Annotated in this window: 15 protein-coding genes; 12 read left to right on the top strand and 3 right to left on the bottom strand. The window is 72.2% G+C overall.

Annotated features, from left to right (window positions below):
- From ABME01_RS07425 to ABME01_RS07400, 6 genes are all read left to right on the top strand, one after another.
- On the top strand, nucleotides 1-876 hold the full coding sequence (locus ABME01_RS07425; RefSeq protein WP_353827745.1) for a fumarylacetoacetate hydrolase family protein: 876 nt from the start codon (nucleotides 1-3) through the stop codon (nucleotides 874-876).
- The gene (locus ABME01_RS07420) at nucleotides 873-1,619 is read left to right on the top strand and encodes an SDR family NAD(P)-dependent oxidoreductase (RefSeq protein WP_353827744.1); all 747 of its coding nucleotides are present in this window, start codon (nucleotides 873-875) and stop codon (nucleotides 1,617-1,619) included. The genes ABME01_RS07425 and ABME01_RS07420 overlap by 4 nt, the downstream gene beginning before the upstream one ends.
- Before the next feature lie 62 nt (nucleotides 1,620-1,681).
- Nucleotides 1,682-2,737 carry a zinc-dependent alcohol dehydrogenase gene (locus ABME01_RS07415; protein ID WP_353827743.1) on the top strand — a complete coding sequence of 352 codons (1,056 nt, stop codon included), beginning with the start codon at nucleotides 1,682-1,684 and terminating at the stop codon, nucleotides 2,735-2,737.
- Nucleotides 2,734-3,489: an SDR family oxidoreductase gene (locus ABME01_RS07410; RefSeq protein WP_353827741.1), complete on the top strand. Its 756-nt coding sequence runs from the start codon at nucleotides 2,734-2,736 to the stop codon at nucleotides 3,487-3,489. Before ABME01_RS07415 ends, ABME01_RS07410 begins: the two co-directional genes overlap by 4 nt.
- Nucleotides 3,486-4,121 (top strand): bifunctional 4-hydroxy-2-oxoglutarate aldolase/2-dehydro-3-deoxy-phosphogluconate aldolase, encoded by a 636-nt coding sequence (gene eda, locus ABME01_RS07405; RefSeq protein ID WP_353827740.1) that lies wholly within the window; start codon nucleotides 3,486-3,488, stop codon nucleotides 4,119-4,121. Before ABME01_RS07410 ends, eda begins: the two co-directional genes overlap by 4 nt.
- Nucleotides 4,118-5,062, top strand: coding sequence for a sugar kinase (locus ABME01_RS07400; RefSeq protein ID WP_353827739.1), 945 nt, complete (start codon nucleotides 4,118-4,120; stop codon nucleotides 5,060-5,062). The genes eda and ABME01_RS07400 overlap by 4 nt, the downstream gene beginning before the upstream one ends.
- 59 nt (nucleotides 5,063-5,121) lie before the next feature.
- Here the strand turns inward: ABME01_RS07400 and ABME01_RS07395 are convergent, their stop codons facing one another.
- Nucleotides 5,122-5,457 carry an L-rhamnose mutarotase gene (locus ABME01_RS07395; protein WP_353827738.1) on the bottom strand — a complete coding sequence of 112 codons (336 nt, stop codon included), beginning with the start codon at nucleotides 5,455-5,457 and terminating at the stop codon, nucleotides 5,122-5,124.
- Complete coding sequence (locus ABME01_RS07390; RefSeq protein ID WP_353827737.1) at nucleotides 5,454-6,449, bottom strand: aldo/keto reductase; 996 nt, start codon at nucleotides 6,447-6,449, stop codon at nucleotides 5,454-5,456. The genes ABME01_RS07395 and ABME01_RS07390 overlap by 4 nt, the downstream gene beginning before the upstream one ends.
- A 98-nt stretch (nucleotides 6,450-6,547) precedes the next feature.
- On the opposite strand from ABME01_RS07390, the gene ABME01_RS07385 reads away from it, so the two are divergent.
- Nucleotides 6,548-7,345 (top strand): FadR/GntR family transcriptional regulator, encoded by a 798-nt coding sequence (locus ABME01_RS07385; RefSeq protein ID WP_353827736.1) that lies wholly within the window; start codon nucleotides 6,548-6,550, stop codon nucleotides 7,343-7,345.
- Here ABME01_RS07385 and ABME01_RS07380 read toward each other — a convergent pair.
- Nucleotides 7,258-8,625: an L-fuconate dehydratase gene (locus ABME01_RS07380; RefSeq protein ID WP_353827735.1), complete on the bottom strand. Its 1,368-nt coding sequence runs from the start codon at nucleotides 8,623-8,625 to the stop codon at nucleotides 7,258-7,260. The genes ABME01_RS07385 and ABME01_RS07380 overlap by 88 nt on opposite strands.
- A 487-nt stretch (nucleotides 8,626-9,112) precedes the next feature.
- Between ABME01_RS07380 and ABME01_RS07375 the strand changes: the two genes are divergently transcribed.
- The 5 genes from ABME01_RS07375 to ABME01_RS07355 all read left to right on the top strand — a co-directional run bounded on the left by ABME01_RS07375 (nucleotide 9,113) and on the right by ABME01_RS07355 (nucleotide 14,549).
- Nucleotides 9,113-10,375, top strand: a complete 1,263-nt coding sequence (locus ABME01_RS07375) for an ABC transporter substrate-binding protein (RefSeq protein ID WP_353827734.1) — start codon at nucleotides 9,113-9,115, stop codon at nucleotides 10,373-10,375.
- 121 nt (nucleotides 10,376-10,496) lie between these two features.
- On the top strand, nucleotides 10,497-11,348 hold the full coding sequence (locus tag ABME01_RS07370; protein ID WP_353827733.1) for a carbohydrate ABC transporter permease: 852 nt from the start codon (nucleotides 10,497-10,499) through the stop codon (nucleotides 11,346-11,348).
- Complete coding sequence (locus tag ABME01_RS07365) at nucleotides 11,345-12,190, top strand: carbohydrate ABC transporter permease (RefSeq protein ID WP_353827732.1); 846 nt, start codon at nucleotides 11,345-11,347, stop codon at nucleotides 12,188-12,190. Before ABME01_RS07370 ends, ABME01_RS07365 begins: the two co-directional genes overlap by 4 nt.
- Nucleotides 12,191-12,195: 5 nt before the next feature.
- Nucleotides 12,196-13,023, top strand: coding sequence for an enoyl-CoA hydratase/isomerase family protein (locus tag ABME01_RS07360; protein WP_353827731.1), 828 nt, complete (start codon nucleotides 12,196-12,198; stop codon nucleotides 13,021-13,023).
- 77 nt (nucleotides 13,024-13,100) lie between these two features.
- Nucleotides 13,101-14,549, top strand: coding sequence for an aldehyde dehydrogenase family protein (locus ABME01_RS07355; RefSeq protein ID WP_353827730.1), 1,449 nt, complete (start codon nucleotides 13,101-13,103; stop codon nucleotides 14,547-14,549).
- Nucleotides 14,550-14,559 lie beyond the last annotated feature (10 nt).

Genomic DNA, 14,559 nt, shown 5'->3' with positions numbered 1-14,559 from the left:
ATGGACCGCTTCACCCCGGCGACCCCCGTCGGCCTCGCGCGGCTCGGCGAGCCCGGCCACGAGATCCCCGTGCTGCGCGTCGGCGAGGCGACCTACGACCTCCGACCCGTGACGGCGGACATCGACGGCGCGTTCCTCGCGGCCGGCGGCGTGGCCGCCGCGCGCGCGGCGCTCGCCGCCGGACGGCTGCCCGAGCTCGACGCGGACGGCCTGCGCGTCGGCGCACCGATCGCGCGACCCGGCAAGGTCGTCTGCATCGGCCTGAACTACCGCGACCACGCCGAGGAGACCGGCACGCCGATCCCCGCCGAGCCCGTGGTGTTCATGAAGGACCCGTGGACCGTGGTGGGGGCGAACGACCCCGTGCGCATCCCGCGGGGATCGACGAAGACCGACTGGGAGGTCGAGCTCGCCGTCGTCATCGGCGCCACCGCCCGCTACCTCGACTCGCCCGACGACGCCGACGCGGTCATCGCCGGCTACGCGCTGTCGCACGACGTGTCCGAGCGCGAGTTCCAGCTCGAGCGCGGCGGGCAGTGGGACAAGGGCAAGAGCTGCGAGACCTTCAACCCGCTCGGCCCCGTCCTCGTGCCGGCCGACGAGGTCGGCGACCCGCAGTCGCTCGGCATGCGGCTCCACGTCAACGGCGAGCTGCGCCAGGACGGCACGACCGCCGACATGATCTTCCCCGTCCGGCACGTCGTCTGGTACCTCAGCCGCTTCATGGTGCTGCACCCCGGCGACGTGATCAACACCGGCACGCCGGCGGGCGTCGCGCTCGGCCGGCCGGACGAGCCCTACCTGCGCGCGGGGGATGTCGTCGAGCTCGAGATCGACGGACTCGGCCGGGCCCGCCAGGAACTGGTGCCCGCATGACCGGGTTCGACGGGCTCGTCGCGGTCGTGACCGGCGGAGCGAGCGGGATCGGCCTCGCGACCGCCCGTGCGCTCGCCGGCGCCGGTGCCCGGGTCGCCGTGCTCGACGTGCGACCGGAGGGGCTGCCCGACGGCATCGAGGGGTTCGTCGCCGACGTCACCGATCGGGCGTCGGTGCAGGCGGCGATCGACGCCGTGGTGCAGCGCTTCGGCGGGCTCGACATCCTCGTGAACAACGCCGGCGTGAGCGCCATCGGCACGGTCGAGGAACTCGCCGACGAGGACTGGGCGCGCGTGCTCGACCTGAACGTCACGGGCGTGGCCCGCGTCTCGGCGGCGGCGCTGCCGCACCTGCGCGACTCCGAGCACGCCGCGATCGTGAACCTGTGCTCGATCGGCGCGCTCAACGGGCTGCCGCGACGGGCGCTGTACAACGCGTCGAAGGGCGCCGTCCTCGCACTGACCTACGCGATGGCGACCGACCACGTCGCCGAGGGCGTCCGCGTGAACGCGGTGAGCCCCGGGACCGTCGCGACGCCGTTCGTCGACCGCTTCCTCGAGGGGTTCGACGACCCGGCGGCCGAGCGCGCGGCGCTCGACGCGCGCCAGGCGACCGGGCGGATGGTCACGCCCGACGAGGTCGCCGGCGCCATCCTCTACCTCGCGAGCCCCGACGCCGGATCGACGACGGGCACGGCCCTCGAGGTCGACGGCGGGGTCACGCACCTGCGGGTCCGGCGCTGAGGCCCGCGATCCGCACCCCTGAAGAACATGAGACACGAGAGACACGAGGTGGTTCCACGGTGATGGACAGCGACACGACGACCACGACGCAGGCGGCCGCGCGGTACGTCGGCGACGGCCGGATCGAGATCGCGCAGGTCGAGGCGCGCCCGCCCGCCGAGGGCGAGGTGCAGATCGCGGTCGCGTACAACGGCATCTGCGGCACCGACCTGCACATCCTGCACGGGCACATGGACGCGCGGGTCACCACCCCGGCCGTGATCGGGCACGAGATGAGCGGCACGATCGCCGAGATCGGTCCCGGCGTCGACGGCTGGAGCGCCGGAGACCACGTGACCGTCATGCCGCTCGCCTGGGACGGCACGTGCCCCGCCTGCCGTGCCGGCAACGAGCACGTGTGCCAGAACCTCGACTTCGTCGGCATCGACTCGCCCGGCGCCCTGCAGTCGCGGTGGAACGTGCCCGCCGACCTGCTGGTGGCGCTTCCCGAACGCCTGAGCCTGCGCGACGCCGCCCTCGTCGAACCGACCGCGGTGGCCGTGCACGACGTGCGCCGCGCCGAGCTCGAGCCCGGCGAACGCGCCGTCGTCATCGGCGGCGGCCCCATCGGCGTGCTCATCGCCTCGGTCGCGCGCGCCTTCGGCGCCGAGGTCGTGGTCGTCGAGCTCGACGACCACCGCCGCGCGGCCGTCGAAGCCCTCGGGTTCGAGACCCTCGACCCGCGCGGCGACGCGGTCGCGTGGGTCGACGCGTGGACCGGGGGAGCGGGCGCCGACGTGGTGTTCGAGGTCTCGGGCGCGGCCGCCGCCGTGCTCGGCTCGGTCGACTTCGCCCGCGTGCGGGGGCGCATCGTCGTCGTCGCGATCCACCCCGAGCCGCGGCCGATCAACCTGCAGCGCGTGTTCTGGCGCGAGCTCACGATCGTCGGCGCCCGGGTCTACCAGCGCCGCGACTTCGACCGGGCGATCGAGCTGCTCACCGAGGGCGAGATCCCCGTCGAGGCGCTGATCACCCGCGTCGTCCCGCTCTCCGAGACGGCGGACGCGTTCGCCGCGCTCGGAGCCGGAGGCGCGATGAAGATCCTCGTCGACGTCCAGGACGCGGGGGCCGGACGATGAACCTGTTCGACCTGACCGGACGCACCGCGGTCGTCACGGGCGCCCGCCGGGGCATCGGACTGGCGATGGCCGAGGCGCTCGCCGCGGCCGGCGCCGACGTCATCGGCGTGAGCGCCTCGCTCGAGGCGGAGGGCAGCGAGGTCGAGCGCCGGGTCACCGCGCACGGCCGCTCCTTCCGCGCGATGACGACCGACTTCCGCGACCGGGCCGCGGTCGTCGAGCTCGGCGAGACGCTCGCGGGCCTCGACGTCGACATCCTCGTGAACAACGCGGGCACCATCCGCCGGGCGCCGGCCGCGGAGCATCCGCTCGCCGACTGGGACGAGGTCCTCGAGGTCAACCTGTCGAGCCAGTTCGTGCTGAGCCAGGCCGTCGGCGGCGACATGCTGCGCCGCGGCTACGGCAAGATCGTCTTCACCGCCTCGCTGCTGAGCTTCCAGGGCGGCATCACGGTTCCCGGCTACACCGCCTCGAAGTCCGGGATCGCCGGCCTCACGAAGGCGCTCGCCAACGAGTGGACCGCGGGCGGCGTGAACGTCAACGCGATCGCCCCCGGCTACATCGCGACCGACAACACGCAGGCGCTGCGCGACGACGAATCGCGTTCGACGGCGATCCTCGACCGCATCCCCGCCGGCCGATGGGGACGCGCCGACGACCTGGCCGGCGCGGTCGTGTTCCTCTCCAGCCGCGCGTCGGACTACGTCTCGGGTGCGACGATCCCGGTCGACGGCGGATGGCTCGGCCGATGACCGACGTCGGGAGCCGGATCGCCGAACTGCGGGTCCTGCCCGTGGTGGTCGCCCGGGCCGCCGCCGACGCGGCGGCCCTGGGCGACGGCCTCGTCGAGGGCGGCCTGCCGGTGGCCGAGGTCACGTTCCGCACGCCCGTCGCCGCCGAGGTGATCGGGGCCCTCGCCGCCCGCGGCGACCTGCTCGTCGGCGCCGGCACCGTCACGACGATCGCGCAGCTCGACCGCGCGGTCGACGCCGGGGCTTGCTTCATCGTGAGTCCCGGTCTGGACGACGACCTCGTCACCGCCTGCCTCGAACGTGGTGTGGCCGTGTACCCCGGCATCGCGACGGCGTCGGAGCTGCAGCGCGCCGTGAAGCTCGGCCTCGGCACGGTCAAGCTCTTCCCCGCCTCGCTCCTCGGCGGATCGGCCGCGATCGATGCGCTCGCCGCGCCGTTCGGCGACGTGCGGTTCCTGCCGAGCGGCGGCATCACGCTGGCGGACGCCCCCGAGTACCTGCGCCGGCCCGCGGTCGACGCGGTCTGCGGGAGCTGGATGGTCAAGCCCGACCTCGTCGAGCGGGGCGCCGACGCCGTGCGCGAGGCGGTTCGGCGTACGGTCGAGGCCGTGGGGCAGGAGGCGGGGCGATGACGGGGTACCTGATGACGGTGGGCGAGTCGCTCGCGCTCGCCGCGGCGACCGCGGTCGGCACGCTTTCACGCGGCGCGCACCTCGAGCTCGGCTTCGGCGGGGCCGAGAGCAACGTCGCGATCGCCGCGTCGCGCCTCGGCACGACGACGCACCTGGTCAGCCGGGTCGGCGACGACGACCTCGGCCGGATGATCCTGCGCGAGCTCCGCGCCGAGCACGTCACCGCGCACGCCGCGATCGACGCATCCGCCCCGACGGGCCTGATGGTCAAGGGACGCCCGGCGGCGGGCACCGCGCAGGTGCTGTACTACCGCGCGGGCAGCGCGGCCAGCCGGCTGAGCCCTGCCGACGTGCCCGAGGGCCTCGTCGAGGACGCGGCGATCGTGCACGTCACGGGCATCACGCCGGCCCTCTCGGCGTCGGCGCTCGAGACCGTGCGGTCGGTCGTCGCGCGCGCGCGGGACGCGGGCGTGCCGATCTCGTTCGACGTCAACCACCGCTCGAAGCTCTGGTCGGCGGAGGCGGCGGCGCCCGTGTACGCCGAGCTCGCCCGCGCCTGCACCTACTTCTTCGCGGGCGACGACGAGGCTCGCATCATCGTCGACGGGGCCGACCCCGCTGAGCTCGCCGAGCGGATCGCCGAGCTGGGCCCGACGTCGGTCGTGATCAAGCTCGGCGCCGACGGCGCCGTCGCGCTCGTCGACGGCGAGCCGCACCGCGTCGCCGCCGTCCCGGTCGACGTGCTCGACACGGTCGGTGCGGGCGACGCGTTCGTCGGCGCGTACCTGGCCGACGTCATCGCCGGGCGTCCGGTCGCCGACCGCCTGGCGACGGCCGCGGCCGCCGGAGCCCACGCCTGCCGCGTGCTGGGTGACTGGGAGGGGATGCCCACCCGGCGCGACCTCGAGCGGGCGGGGCGGAGCGAGCCGGTCGATCGCTGACCCGCCGCGAGTGCCGGATGTCGCCGCGCACGGGGCCACCTCAGTCGAGGTGGGCGACCTCAGTCGAGGTGGAAGACCTCGGGCAGCTCCATCCACCACTCGCCCTCGGCGCGCTCGGCGAGGGGCCGCTGCATGGGCATCATGACGTCCCACCAGCGCTGCGTCTCGGGGTCGGCCGCGATCGCGGCCATGTCCGCGTCGTAGTCGTCGCCGACGTACTCGAGGTAGCTGAAGAGCATCGCGCCGTGGCGGTAGATCGAGTAGTTGCGCACGTTGCTCGCTCGCAGACGGTCGAGCACGCCCGGCCACACCGCGGCGTGGTACCGCTCGTACTCCTCGATGCGGTCGGGGTCGAGCTCGATGATCGACGCGACGCGGCGCGGGGTCTCGCTCATGCGGGGGCCTCCTGGTTCTCGGCGTCGGGGAGCAGGCCGCGCTCGTCGAGCTCGGTCCAGAGGTCGTCGGGCACGCCGGCCGCATGGCGTTCGGCGTTGGCGCGGGCCTGGGCGCCGTTGCGGGCGCCGAGGACCACCGAGACGACGAGCGGATGCCGCAGGCAGAACGCGATCGCCGCGGCGGGCAGGGTCGTGCCGTGCGCCTCGCACACGTCGGCGATGCGCCGCGCGCGATCGACGAGGTCGGCCGGCGCGGAGCCGTACTCGTACCGGCCGTCGGCGCCGGGCCGCTCGCGTCCGAGGATCCCGGAGTTGTAGGCGCCAACGGCGACGATCGCCGTCCCCGCGCGCGCCGCGGCAGGGAACAGCTCGGCTTCGGCCGACGCGTCGAGGAGCGTGTAGCGGCCCGCGATCATCACGAGGTCGAGGTCGGCGCCCGCGGTGAGGCGCGCGGCGGACCCGGCGTCCTTCGTGCCGACGCCGATCGCGCCGAGCACGCCCTCGTCGCGCAGCTCGGCCAGCGCCGGAAGCGCCTCGTCGAGCGCCGACGCCTCGGACCCCTCCTCGGGGTCGTGCAGGTAGGCGATGTCGATCCGATCGAGACCGAGGCGGCCGAGGCTCGCGTCGATCGAACGGCGCACGCCGTCGCGCGAGTGGTCGCGCACGCGCCGCCGGGTCGCGGGAACCGCGAACCCCTCGTCGTCGAGCGCGCCCGCGCCGTCTGGGTTCGGCACGAGCACTCGTCCGACCTTCGTCGACAGCACGAACTCGTCGCGCGGCCGCTCGCCGAGGATCCGCCCGGCGCGCTCCTCCGAGAGGCCGAGGCCGTAGTGCGGCGCCGTGTCGAACAGGCGGACGCCGGCGTCCCAGGACGCGTCGATCGCCGAGCGGGCCTCCTCGTCCGTCGTCTCGCGGTACAGGTTGCCGAGCTGGGCCATCCCGAGCCCGAGTTCGGTGAGCGGGAGCCCGCGGACCTCGCGCGTGCGCATCATGCGCCGACCTCCTTCATGCGTGCTCGCCGGGTCGCGCCGCTCGCGTCGAACGACTGCGCCCACGCCGGTCGTGGTGCGCAGAACCCTACGATGGTCGGATGACCGACGCCAAGCTCCGGCGGCAGGGCGCGCCGTCCCAGACCGACGTGGTGGTCGAGGGCATCAGGGCCATGCTCCTGTCGGGCGAGCTCGTCCCCGGCGCCCGCCTGCCCATCGAGCGCGACCTCGCGGAACGGCTGCAGGTCTCGCGGGGGCCGCTGCGCGAGGGCGTGCGCGCCCTGTGCATGATGGGCGTGCTGACGACCCGGCAGGGCGACGGCACGTACGTGACCTCGCTCGACCCGTCGCTGCTGCTCGCGCCGATGAGCTTCCTGGTCGAGATGCAGGCACCCGGCGGGGCGCGCCAACTCCAGGCCGTCCGTCGCGTGCTCGAGTCCGAGGCCGTGGCACAGGCGGCGCTGCGCATGGACGACGACGCGTTCGCCGAGGCGGACCGCGCGCTCGCCGACGCCGCCGAGCTCCTCGCGGCCGACTCGTCGGACCACTCCGCCTTCATGGAGGCCGATATCGCCTTCCACCGCGTCATCGCCGCCGCGTCGGGCAACCCCGTGCTCGGGGGCCTCATCGAGGCGCTCGCGGGGCGGACCATCCGTGCCCGCATGTGGCGCGCCATCCGCGAGGAGGGCGCCGAGGCCCGCACGCATGCCGACCACGTCGAGATCCTCGCCGCGATCCGCCGTCGCGACCCCGACGCCGCCAGGATCCGCATGGCGGCGCACCTGCTCGGCGTCGAGGACTTCCTCGGCGGTCACGACGCCGCGACCGCCGCGGGTTCCGACTCCGCCGCCGAGGCGGCGGCCGGCTCGGGCGAGCGTTCCGCCGCACCGGCCCAGTAGCTCCCGTCGGGGTACGCGTACGCGGCCAGCGACGCCTCGTGCATCTCCGCGCTGTAGCCGGGGACGCTCGGCAGGCGGTACGCGCCGCGCTCGACGATGCACGGGTCGACGAAGTGCTCGTGCAGGTGGTCGACGAACTCGGTGATGCGGTCATCCAGCGTGCCCGACACGGCCACGTAGTCGAACGCCGAGAGGTGCTGCACGAGCTCGCAGAGGCCCACGCCGCCGGCGTGCGGGCACACCGGCACGCCGAACTTCTTCGCGAGCAGGTAGACCGCGATGATCTCGTTGACGCTCGCGAGGCGCGCGGCGTCGAGCTGGCAGTAGTCGATCGCGCCGGCCTGGAACATCTGCTTGAACAGCACCCGGTTCATGCCGTGCTCGCCGGTTGCGACGCCGATCGGGTGCACGGCCTCGCGCACCGCGGCGTGCCCGAGCACGTCGTCGGGGCTCGTCGGCTCCTCGATCCACTTCGGCTTGAACGGGGCCAGGTGGCGCATCCATTCGATGGCCTCGGGGACGTCCCACACCTGGTTGGCGTCGACCATGAGCGACGCATCCCAGCCGATGACCTCGCGGGCGATGGCGCAGCGCCGCACGTCGTCCTCGAGGTCGCCGCCGACCTTGAGCTTGACGTGCGTGTAGCCGTCGTCGACGGCCTGGCGAAGCAGGGCGCGCATCTTGTCGTCCGAGAAGCCCAGCCATCCGGCGCTCGTCGTGTAGCACGGGATGCCGGTGCGCTCGAGGTCCGCGATCCGCTCGGCGCGCGTGGGGGCGAGCTCGGCGAGCATGGCGATCGCCTCCTCGCGGGTGAGCACGTCGCCGAGGTACTGCAGGTCGGCGACGTCGACGAGCTCCTCCGGGGTCATCTCCGAGAGCAGCCGCCACAGCGGCTTCTGCGCGACGCGCGCCGCGAGGTCCCACACGGCGTTCATCACGGCCGCGGTCGCGAGGTGGATGACGCCCTTCTCCGGTCCGAGCCAGCGCAGCTGCGAGTCGGACTTGAACTCGCGGTAGATCCCGCCGAGGTCGCCGACGAGCTCCTCGACGGACCGGCCGACGAGCGGGGCCGCCCGCCGCTCGGCGGCGAGCACGCAGATGTCGTTGCCACGGCCGATCGTGAACGTGAACCCGTACCCGGCGAGGCCGGGCTCGTCGGTCTCGAGGATCACGTAGGCGGCCGAGTAGTCGCCGTCCTTGTTCATGGCGTCGGAGCCGTCGAGCTGGAGGGAGGTGGGGAAGCGGACGTCGATCGTCCGGACTCCGGTGATGGTGGGCATGTCGCTCCTCGTCGGGGTGGATCGCACCGAGCACCTCGCGCGGGCCCCGGGGAGCTCGTTCTCCATCGGGGCGGTGGGAAACCTTCCGCGTCCTCTGCGCGGACCGGCTCGATTCATCAGATCATAGGCTCGAAACGAGGGGTGGTCAAACGATTGTGCACGAGGGTCGGTTTTCCCGTACCATCGCGTCGGTGACCTGGATGCGGCCAGCGGGATCGAGGGCGCCCGTCCTCCGCGCCGGCGACCGGCGGCGACCGGCGTCGACCTGCGGTCGCGGGCCCGGAGCGGCGGCACGCCGCCTCGATCGACTGCGGGAACGTCGCGCATCGTCGACCTCCGTTCGCGGCGCGCGCCAGTCCGTTACGCATCCGTGATCGATGAATCCGACCGGGAAACCTAGTGAAAAACCGGTTGTTCAGATACAGTGAGGTCTTGAACGCGTCACCGGCGCGACGACTCTCCCACGTACAAGGAAGTAGGGGAACGCATGTCCATCACGAGAATGCCGCTCGTCGTCATCGCGACGGCGACGGCGCTGGTCACCGCAGGCTGCACGAGCGGCGGCGGTTCCGACGAGGGCGGCGAAAGCGGCCCGGTCACGATCGAGGTCAGCGCCTGGAAGGGGAACGAGGCCGAGCCCGCGGGCCTGCCCGAGCTCATCGAGAAGTTCGAGGCCGAGAACCCCGACATCACCGTCGAGCTCACCTACATCGGCCGCGGCGACACCGACGTGGTGCTCCCGCCCCGACTGCAGGGCGGCAACCCGCCGGACGTCATGATGACCGACATGGCGCTCGTCGACCAGTGGGGCAACCAGGGGCTCCTGGCCGACCTCGGCACCGACTCCGAGTGGTACGGCCGGATCCCCGACCCGCTCCAGACGACGCTCACCAGCGACGGTGCGGCCTACATCATGCCGCTCGAGGTGATCGGCATGGGCAACTTCGTGAACACCGACCTGCTCGCCGAGGCCGGGGTCGACGCCCCGCCCGCCACGATCGACGAGCTGAAGGAGGCGTGCGGCAAGCTCGCCGACGCCGGCATCAACCCGATGATCTTCACCGGCGGCTTCTCGGCGCCGCTCACCGTCATCGCGAACGGGCTCGAGTCCTCGAGCGAGGCGCCCAGCGCCCTCGGCTCGGGCGACGCGTCCTTCGTCGACGACGCCTCCTTCAACGACAGCATCGACCTGATCGGCGAGCTCGCCGACGCGCAGTGCTTCGACGCGTCCGCGCAGTCCGGCCTCGACCCCTGGAGCACCGCGCTCACCGAGTTCCAGGCGGGCAACTTCGCGATGATGCCGCAGGGCGCGTGGAACATCGCCGCCTTCGACCAGGTCGACGGCCTGAACTACGTGTTCACGCCGATCCCCGGAGCCGACGGCCCCGGTGTCGCGCTCGACCTGTTCGGCATCGGCTGGTCGGTCGCCGAGGCCAGCGAGCACCAGGAGGCCGCCCGCACGTTCGTCGACTTCTTCGCCGACGCGGAGAACCTACAGGTGCTCCTCGACGCCGAGTCGGCGTACTCGCCGTTCGACGACGGAGCGAGCGGCACGCCCGAGCTGACCGCCGCCTACGACGAGGCCCGCACCGCGGGTGCGACGATCATGTACCCGTTCTCGACCCTCGAGTGGCCGAAGCCGCTCGAGCAGGAGATCTGGGACAGCCTCACCGCGTACCTGCTCGACTCGTCGAAGCCGGCTGACTCGGTGCTCGAGCGTTGGGACACGTCGGTTGCCGACTCGAACTGACATGCCCGCCGTCACCGCGCCGCGCGCGGCCCGTCCGGAGGTTCCGGCGGGCCGGGCGCGGCGCGCCCCATCCGCGCCGCGGAAACGCGCGCGCGGCGTCGCTCAGATGTCGACGCGGTCGGTGATCCTCTTCGCCGCACCGGCGATCATCTTCCTCGTCGTGTTCTTCATCTACCCGATCATCCGAACGGTCCAGATGAGCCTCACCGACTTCACCGGGGTCGGCGACGCGGCCTTCATCGGCGGCGAGAACTACGAGAAGATCTTCACCCGATCCGACTACCTCGAGTCGCTGTGGATCACGATCAAGTTCACGATCGTCGTGGTCGTCGTGCAGACCCTGGCCGGCCTCGTGATGGCCGCGCTGCTCTACCGGCTCCCCGCGGTGCGGAACTTCAGCCGGGCGGCGCTGTTCACGCCCGCCATGATGTCGTTCGTCGTCGTCGGGTTCGTCTGGCAGTTCATCTACTCGCCGTTCTCCGGCGGACTGAACGCGGTGCTGCGCTCGGTCGGCCTCGACGCCGTCGCCCAGGGCTGGCTCGGCAATCCCGACACCGCCCTGTACGCCATCGCGATCGCGCACGTCTGGATGTTCACCGGCTACACGACGGCGATCTTCCTCGCCGGCTACGCCGCCATCTCGCCCGAGATCGACGAGGCCGCGCGCCTGGACGGGGCGTCGTCGTGGCAGCGGTTCCGGCACATGGAGCTCCCGCTGCTCGCGCGCTCGTTCACCATCAACATCATCCTGTCGACCATCGGCACGCTGAAGACCTTCGAGCTGCCCTTCATCATGACGCGGGGCGGCCCGGACGGCGCGACGCAGACGCTGAGCCTCGAGATCATCTACCAGCTGTTCCGGAACTTCGACTTCGGCTTCGCCTCGGCGCTGTCGATCGTGATGCTCGTCGTGATCGTGGTGATCGCGATGCTGCAGAACTGGTACCTGAGGAAGCGTGAGGACGTCTCATGACCGCTCGCCGAACCCTCGCGGGGCGATCCCGCGCCGGGCGCATCCTCGCCAACGGCGGGGTCCTCGTCATCGTGGCGATCATGCTGCTGCCCGTGCTCTACATGATCACGATGTCGCTGCGCACGCCCACCGAGATCGCGCAGTCGCCCATCGGCCTGCCGCTCGATCCGGCGTGGGAGAACTACGCCCGTGCGTTCTCGGGCATGGACTACCTGCAGGCCATCTTCAACTCGGTGGTCGTGACGGTCGCGGTCGTCGTGCTCACGGCGCTGCTCGGCTCGATGGCCGCCTTCCCCATCGTCATGCGAGCGGGATGGTGGACACGGATCATGATCATGGTCGTCGCGCTCGGCATGGCGACGCCCAACTTCGTGACGATCACGCCCATCTACGTGATCTTCCGCGACCTCGGACTGCTGAACACCTACCAGGGCATCATCCTCGCGTACGCGGCACTGAACCTGCCGCTCGCGATCTTCTTCTACATCGGCTTCATGAGCACCATCCCGAAGGAGCTGCTGGAATCCGCCAGGCTCGACCGCTGCAACGACTGGCAGGTCTTCTGGCGCATCGTCCGGCCCCTGCTCGGCCCGGCGACCGCGACGCTGTCGCTCTTCGTGATGCTCTTCGTCTGGAACGACCTGACCTACCCGCTGCTGCTGCTCACCGACCCGTCGAAGCAGACGGTGACGATCTCGGTGTACCGGTTCGTCGGGAACCAGAACGTGCTGCCCGACCAGCTCTTCCCCGCCGCGGTGCTCGGCTCCCTGCCGCTGCTCGTGCTGTTCCTGGTCTTCCAGCGGAAGATCGTCTCGGGCGTGACCGCCGGCGCGGGGAAGTAGGCGTCGTGTCGTATCCCGAGCTCTCGTCGGTCGCGCCGCGATGGGCCACGCCGGCCCGCGAGTGGGCCGACGTCCGCGTCGACGACGCGATCGCGACCATCACCCTGGACCGCCCGCCGGCCAACGCGTACACGATCGCGTGCCACGAGGAGCTCGTCGAGGCGATCGACGCGCTCGAGGCGGACCGGCGGGTCCGGGTCGTCCGGCTGCGCAGCGCCTCCGCGAAGTTCTTCTCGGCGGGGGCGGACCTGCGGGCGTACACCTCCGCGACCGTCGCCGAGCGTCGGGCCCTCGCGGATGCCGCCAGGGCGAGCTGCGCACGCATCGAGTCGTCCCGCCTCGTCTTCATCGCCGAGCTCGCCGGGCACGCGCTCGGCGGCGGCCTCGAACTCGCGCTGGCCTGCGACATCCGGATCGCCGCCGACTCGGGCTTCACGCTCGGGCTGCCGGAGATCGCCCTCGGGCTGATCCCGGGCAACGGCGGCACCCAGCGCCTGCCCCGCATCGTGGGCCGGGCGCGGGCCGCCGAGCTGCTGCTGACCGGCGAGCGGTTCACCGCCCGGGATGCGCTCGCGTGGGGGCTCGTGTCGCGCCTGCACGAGGCAGCCGAGTTCGACGAACGGGCCGCAGAGCTCGCCCACCGCCTCGCCCTCGGGGCACCGCTCGCGCTCGCGGCCACCAAGCGCGCGCTGCACGACGGTGCCGACCTCGACCTCGGGCCGGCCCTGGCGGTCGAGGAACGCGAGGGTGCCCCGCTCGCCGGCACGTACGATGCCGCGGAGGGACTCGCGGCGTTCCTGGAGAAGCGCGTGCCGGTGTTCGAAGGTCGATGACCTCGATCACACGGCGCGCACCCGCGAACCGCCCGGCGCCGTCGCCGGGCCCACGAACGAGAGGATCGGGCAACCGAATGGCCGAGATTCAGCACTACCCCTGCTACATCGACGGGGCCGCCGTCGAGGCGGCCTCCACGGCGCTCGTCGAGGTCGACAACCCGGCGACCGGCGAGATCTGGGCCACCGTGCCGGACTTCGGCGCCGAGGACGCGGTGCGCGCCGTCGAGAGCGCCCACGCCGCGCAGCCCGCATGGGCGGAGCTCCCCGCCGTCGAACGCGGACGCTGGGTCCGTCGTCTCGCCGAGGCGGTCGAGGAGCACCGCGAGTACTTCGTCGACCTGCTCGTGCGCGAGCAGGGCAAGCCGGTCGGCGAGGCCGACGCCGAGGTCACCGACACCGTGACCTACCTGACCTACGCCGCCGAGGCCGCGCGCCGCATCGAGGGCAAGATCTTCCCGTCGGAGCAGCCGAACGAGCAGCTCTGGATCCAGAGCGTGCCCTACGGCGCGACCGTCGGCATGTGCGCGTACAACTACCCCCTCGCGCTCATCGGGCGCAAGGTCGGCCCGGCGCTCGTGACCGGGAACACCATGGTGCTGAAGCCCCACGAGGCGACCCCCGTCACCGCCTCGGAGTTCGTGCGACTCGCGAAGGAGATCGGCCTGCCGGACGGCGTGCTCAACGTCGTCACCGGGTCCGGGATCGAGGCGAGCTCCGCGCTCGTGACCCACCCGCACACGCGCCTGGTCTCGCTCACGGGCAGCACGCGCGCCGGCCAGGCCATCTTCCGGTCGGTCGCCGACAACATCCCCGGCCTCGTGCTCGAACTCGGCGGCAAGGCGTCGTTCATCGTGCTCGACGACGCCGACCTCGACAAGGCGGTCGACGCCGCAGTGACGTCGAGGTTCGTCAACGCCGGCCAGGTGTGCATCTGCAACGAGCTCGTGCTCGTGCACGAGGCGATCGCGGAGGAGTTCACCGCCCGGGTCGTCGAGCGCGTGCGCGAGATGCGGCTCGCCGATCCCGCCGTCGGTGACGGCATGGGCCCGAGCGCGACCGGCGCGAGCGTCGAGCGCATCGACGGACTGCTCCGCGGCAGCGTCGAGATGGGCGCGACGGTCGAGGTCGGCGGCTCGCGCCCCACCGACCCGAGCTTCGCCGGCGGCCACTGGTACCTGCCGACCGTCGTGAGCGGAGTGACCCGTGAGATGCCCCTGGCCACCACCGAGATCTTCGGCCCGATCATCCCGATCGTCACGGTGAAGGACTACGCCGAGGCGCTCGCGATCTGCAACGACCGCGAGGACGCACTGTCGGCGTACATCTTCACGCGCGACGTCAACACGGTCTTCCACGCGATCAACCACATGGAGGTCGGCACCGTCTTCGTGAACCAGCAGATCACGGGGTACATCCAGGGCTATCACTCCGGGCACAAGCGAAGCGGCACGGCCGGCGAGGACGGCGTGTACGGCATCGAGAGCTACCTGCAGCGGCGCACGGTCTACCTCAACTACGCCTGAGCCGGCGCAG

It is taken from the genome of Agromyces litoreus (assembly GCF_040496015.1).
GTDB classification, from domain to species: domain Bacteria; phylum Actinomycetota; class Actinomycetes; order Actinomycetales; family Microbacteriaceae; genus Agromyces; species Agromyces litoreus.
Note: the sequence above shows the minus strand (reverse complement) of the source record. Positions and strands in the feature narration are given on the sequence as shown.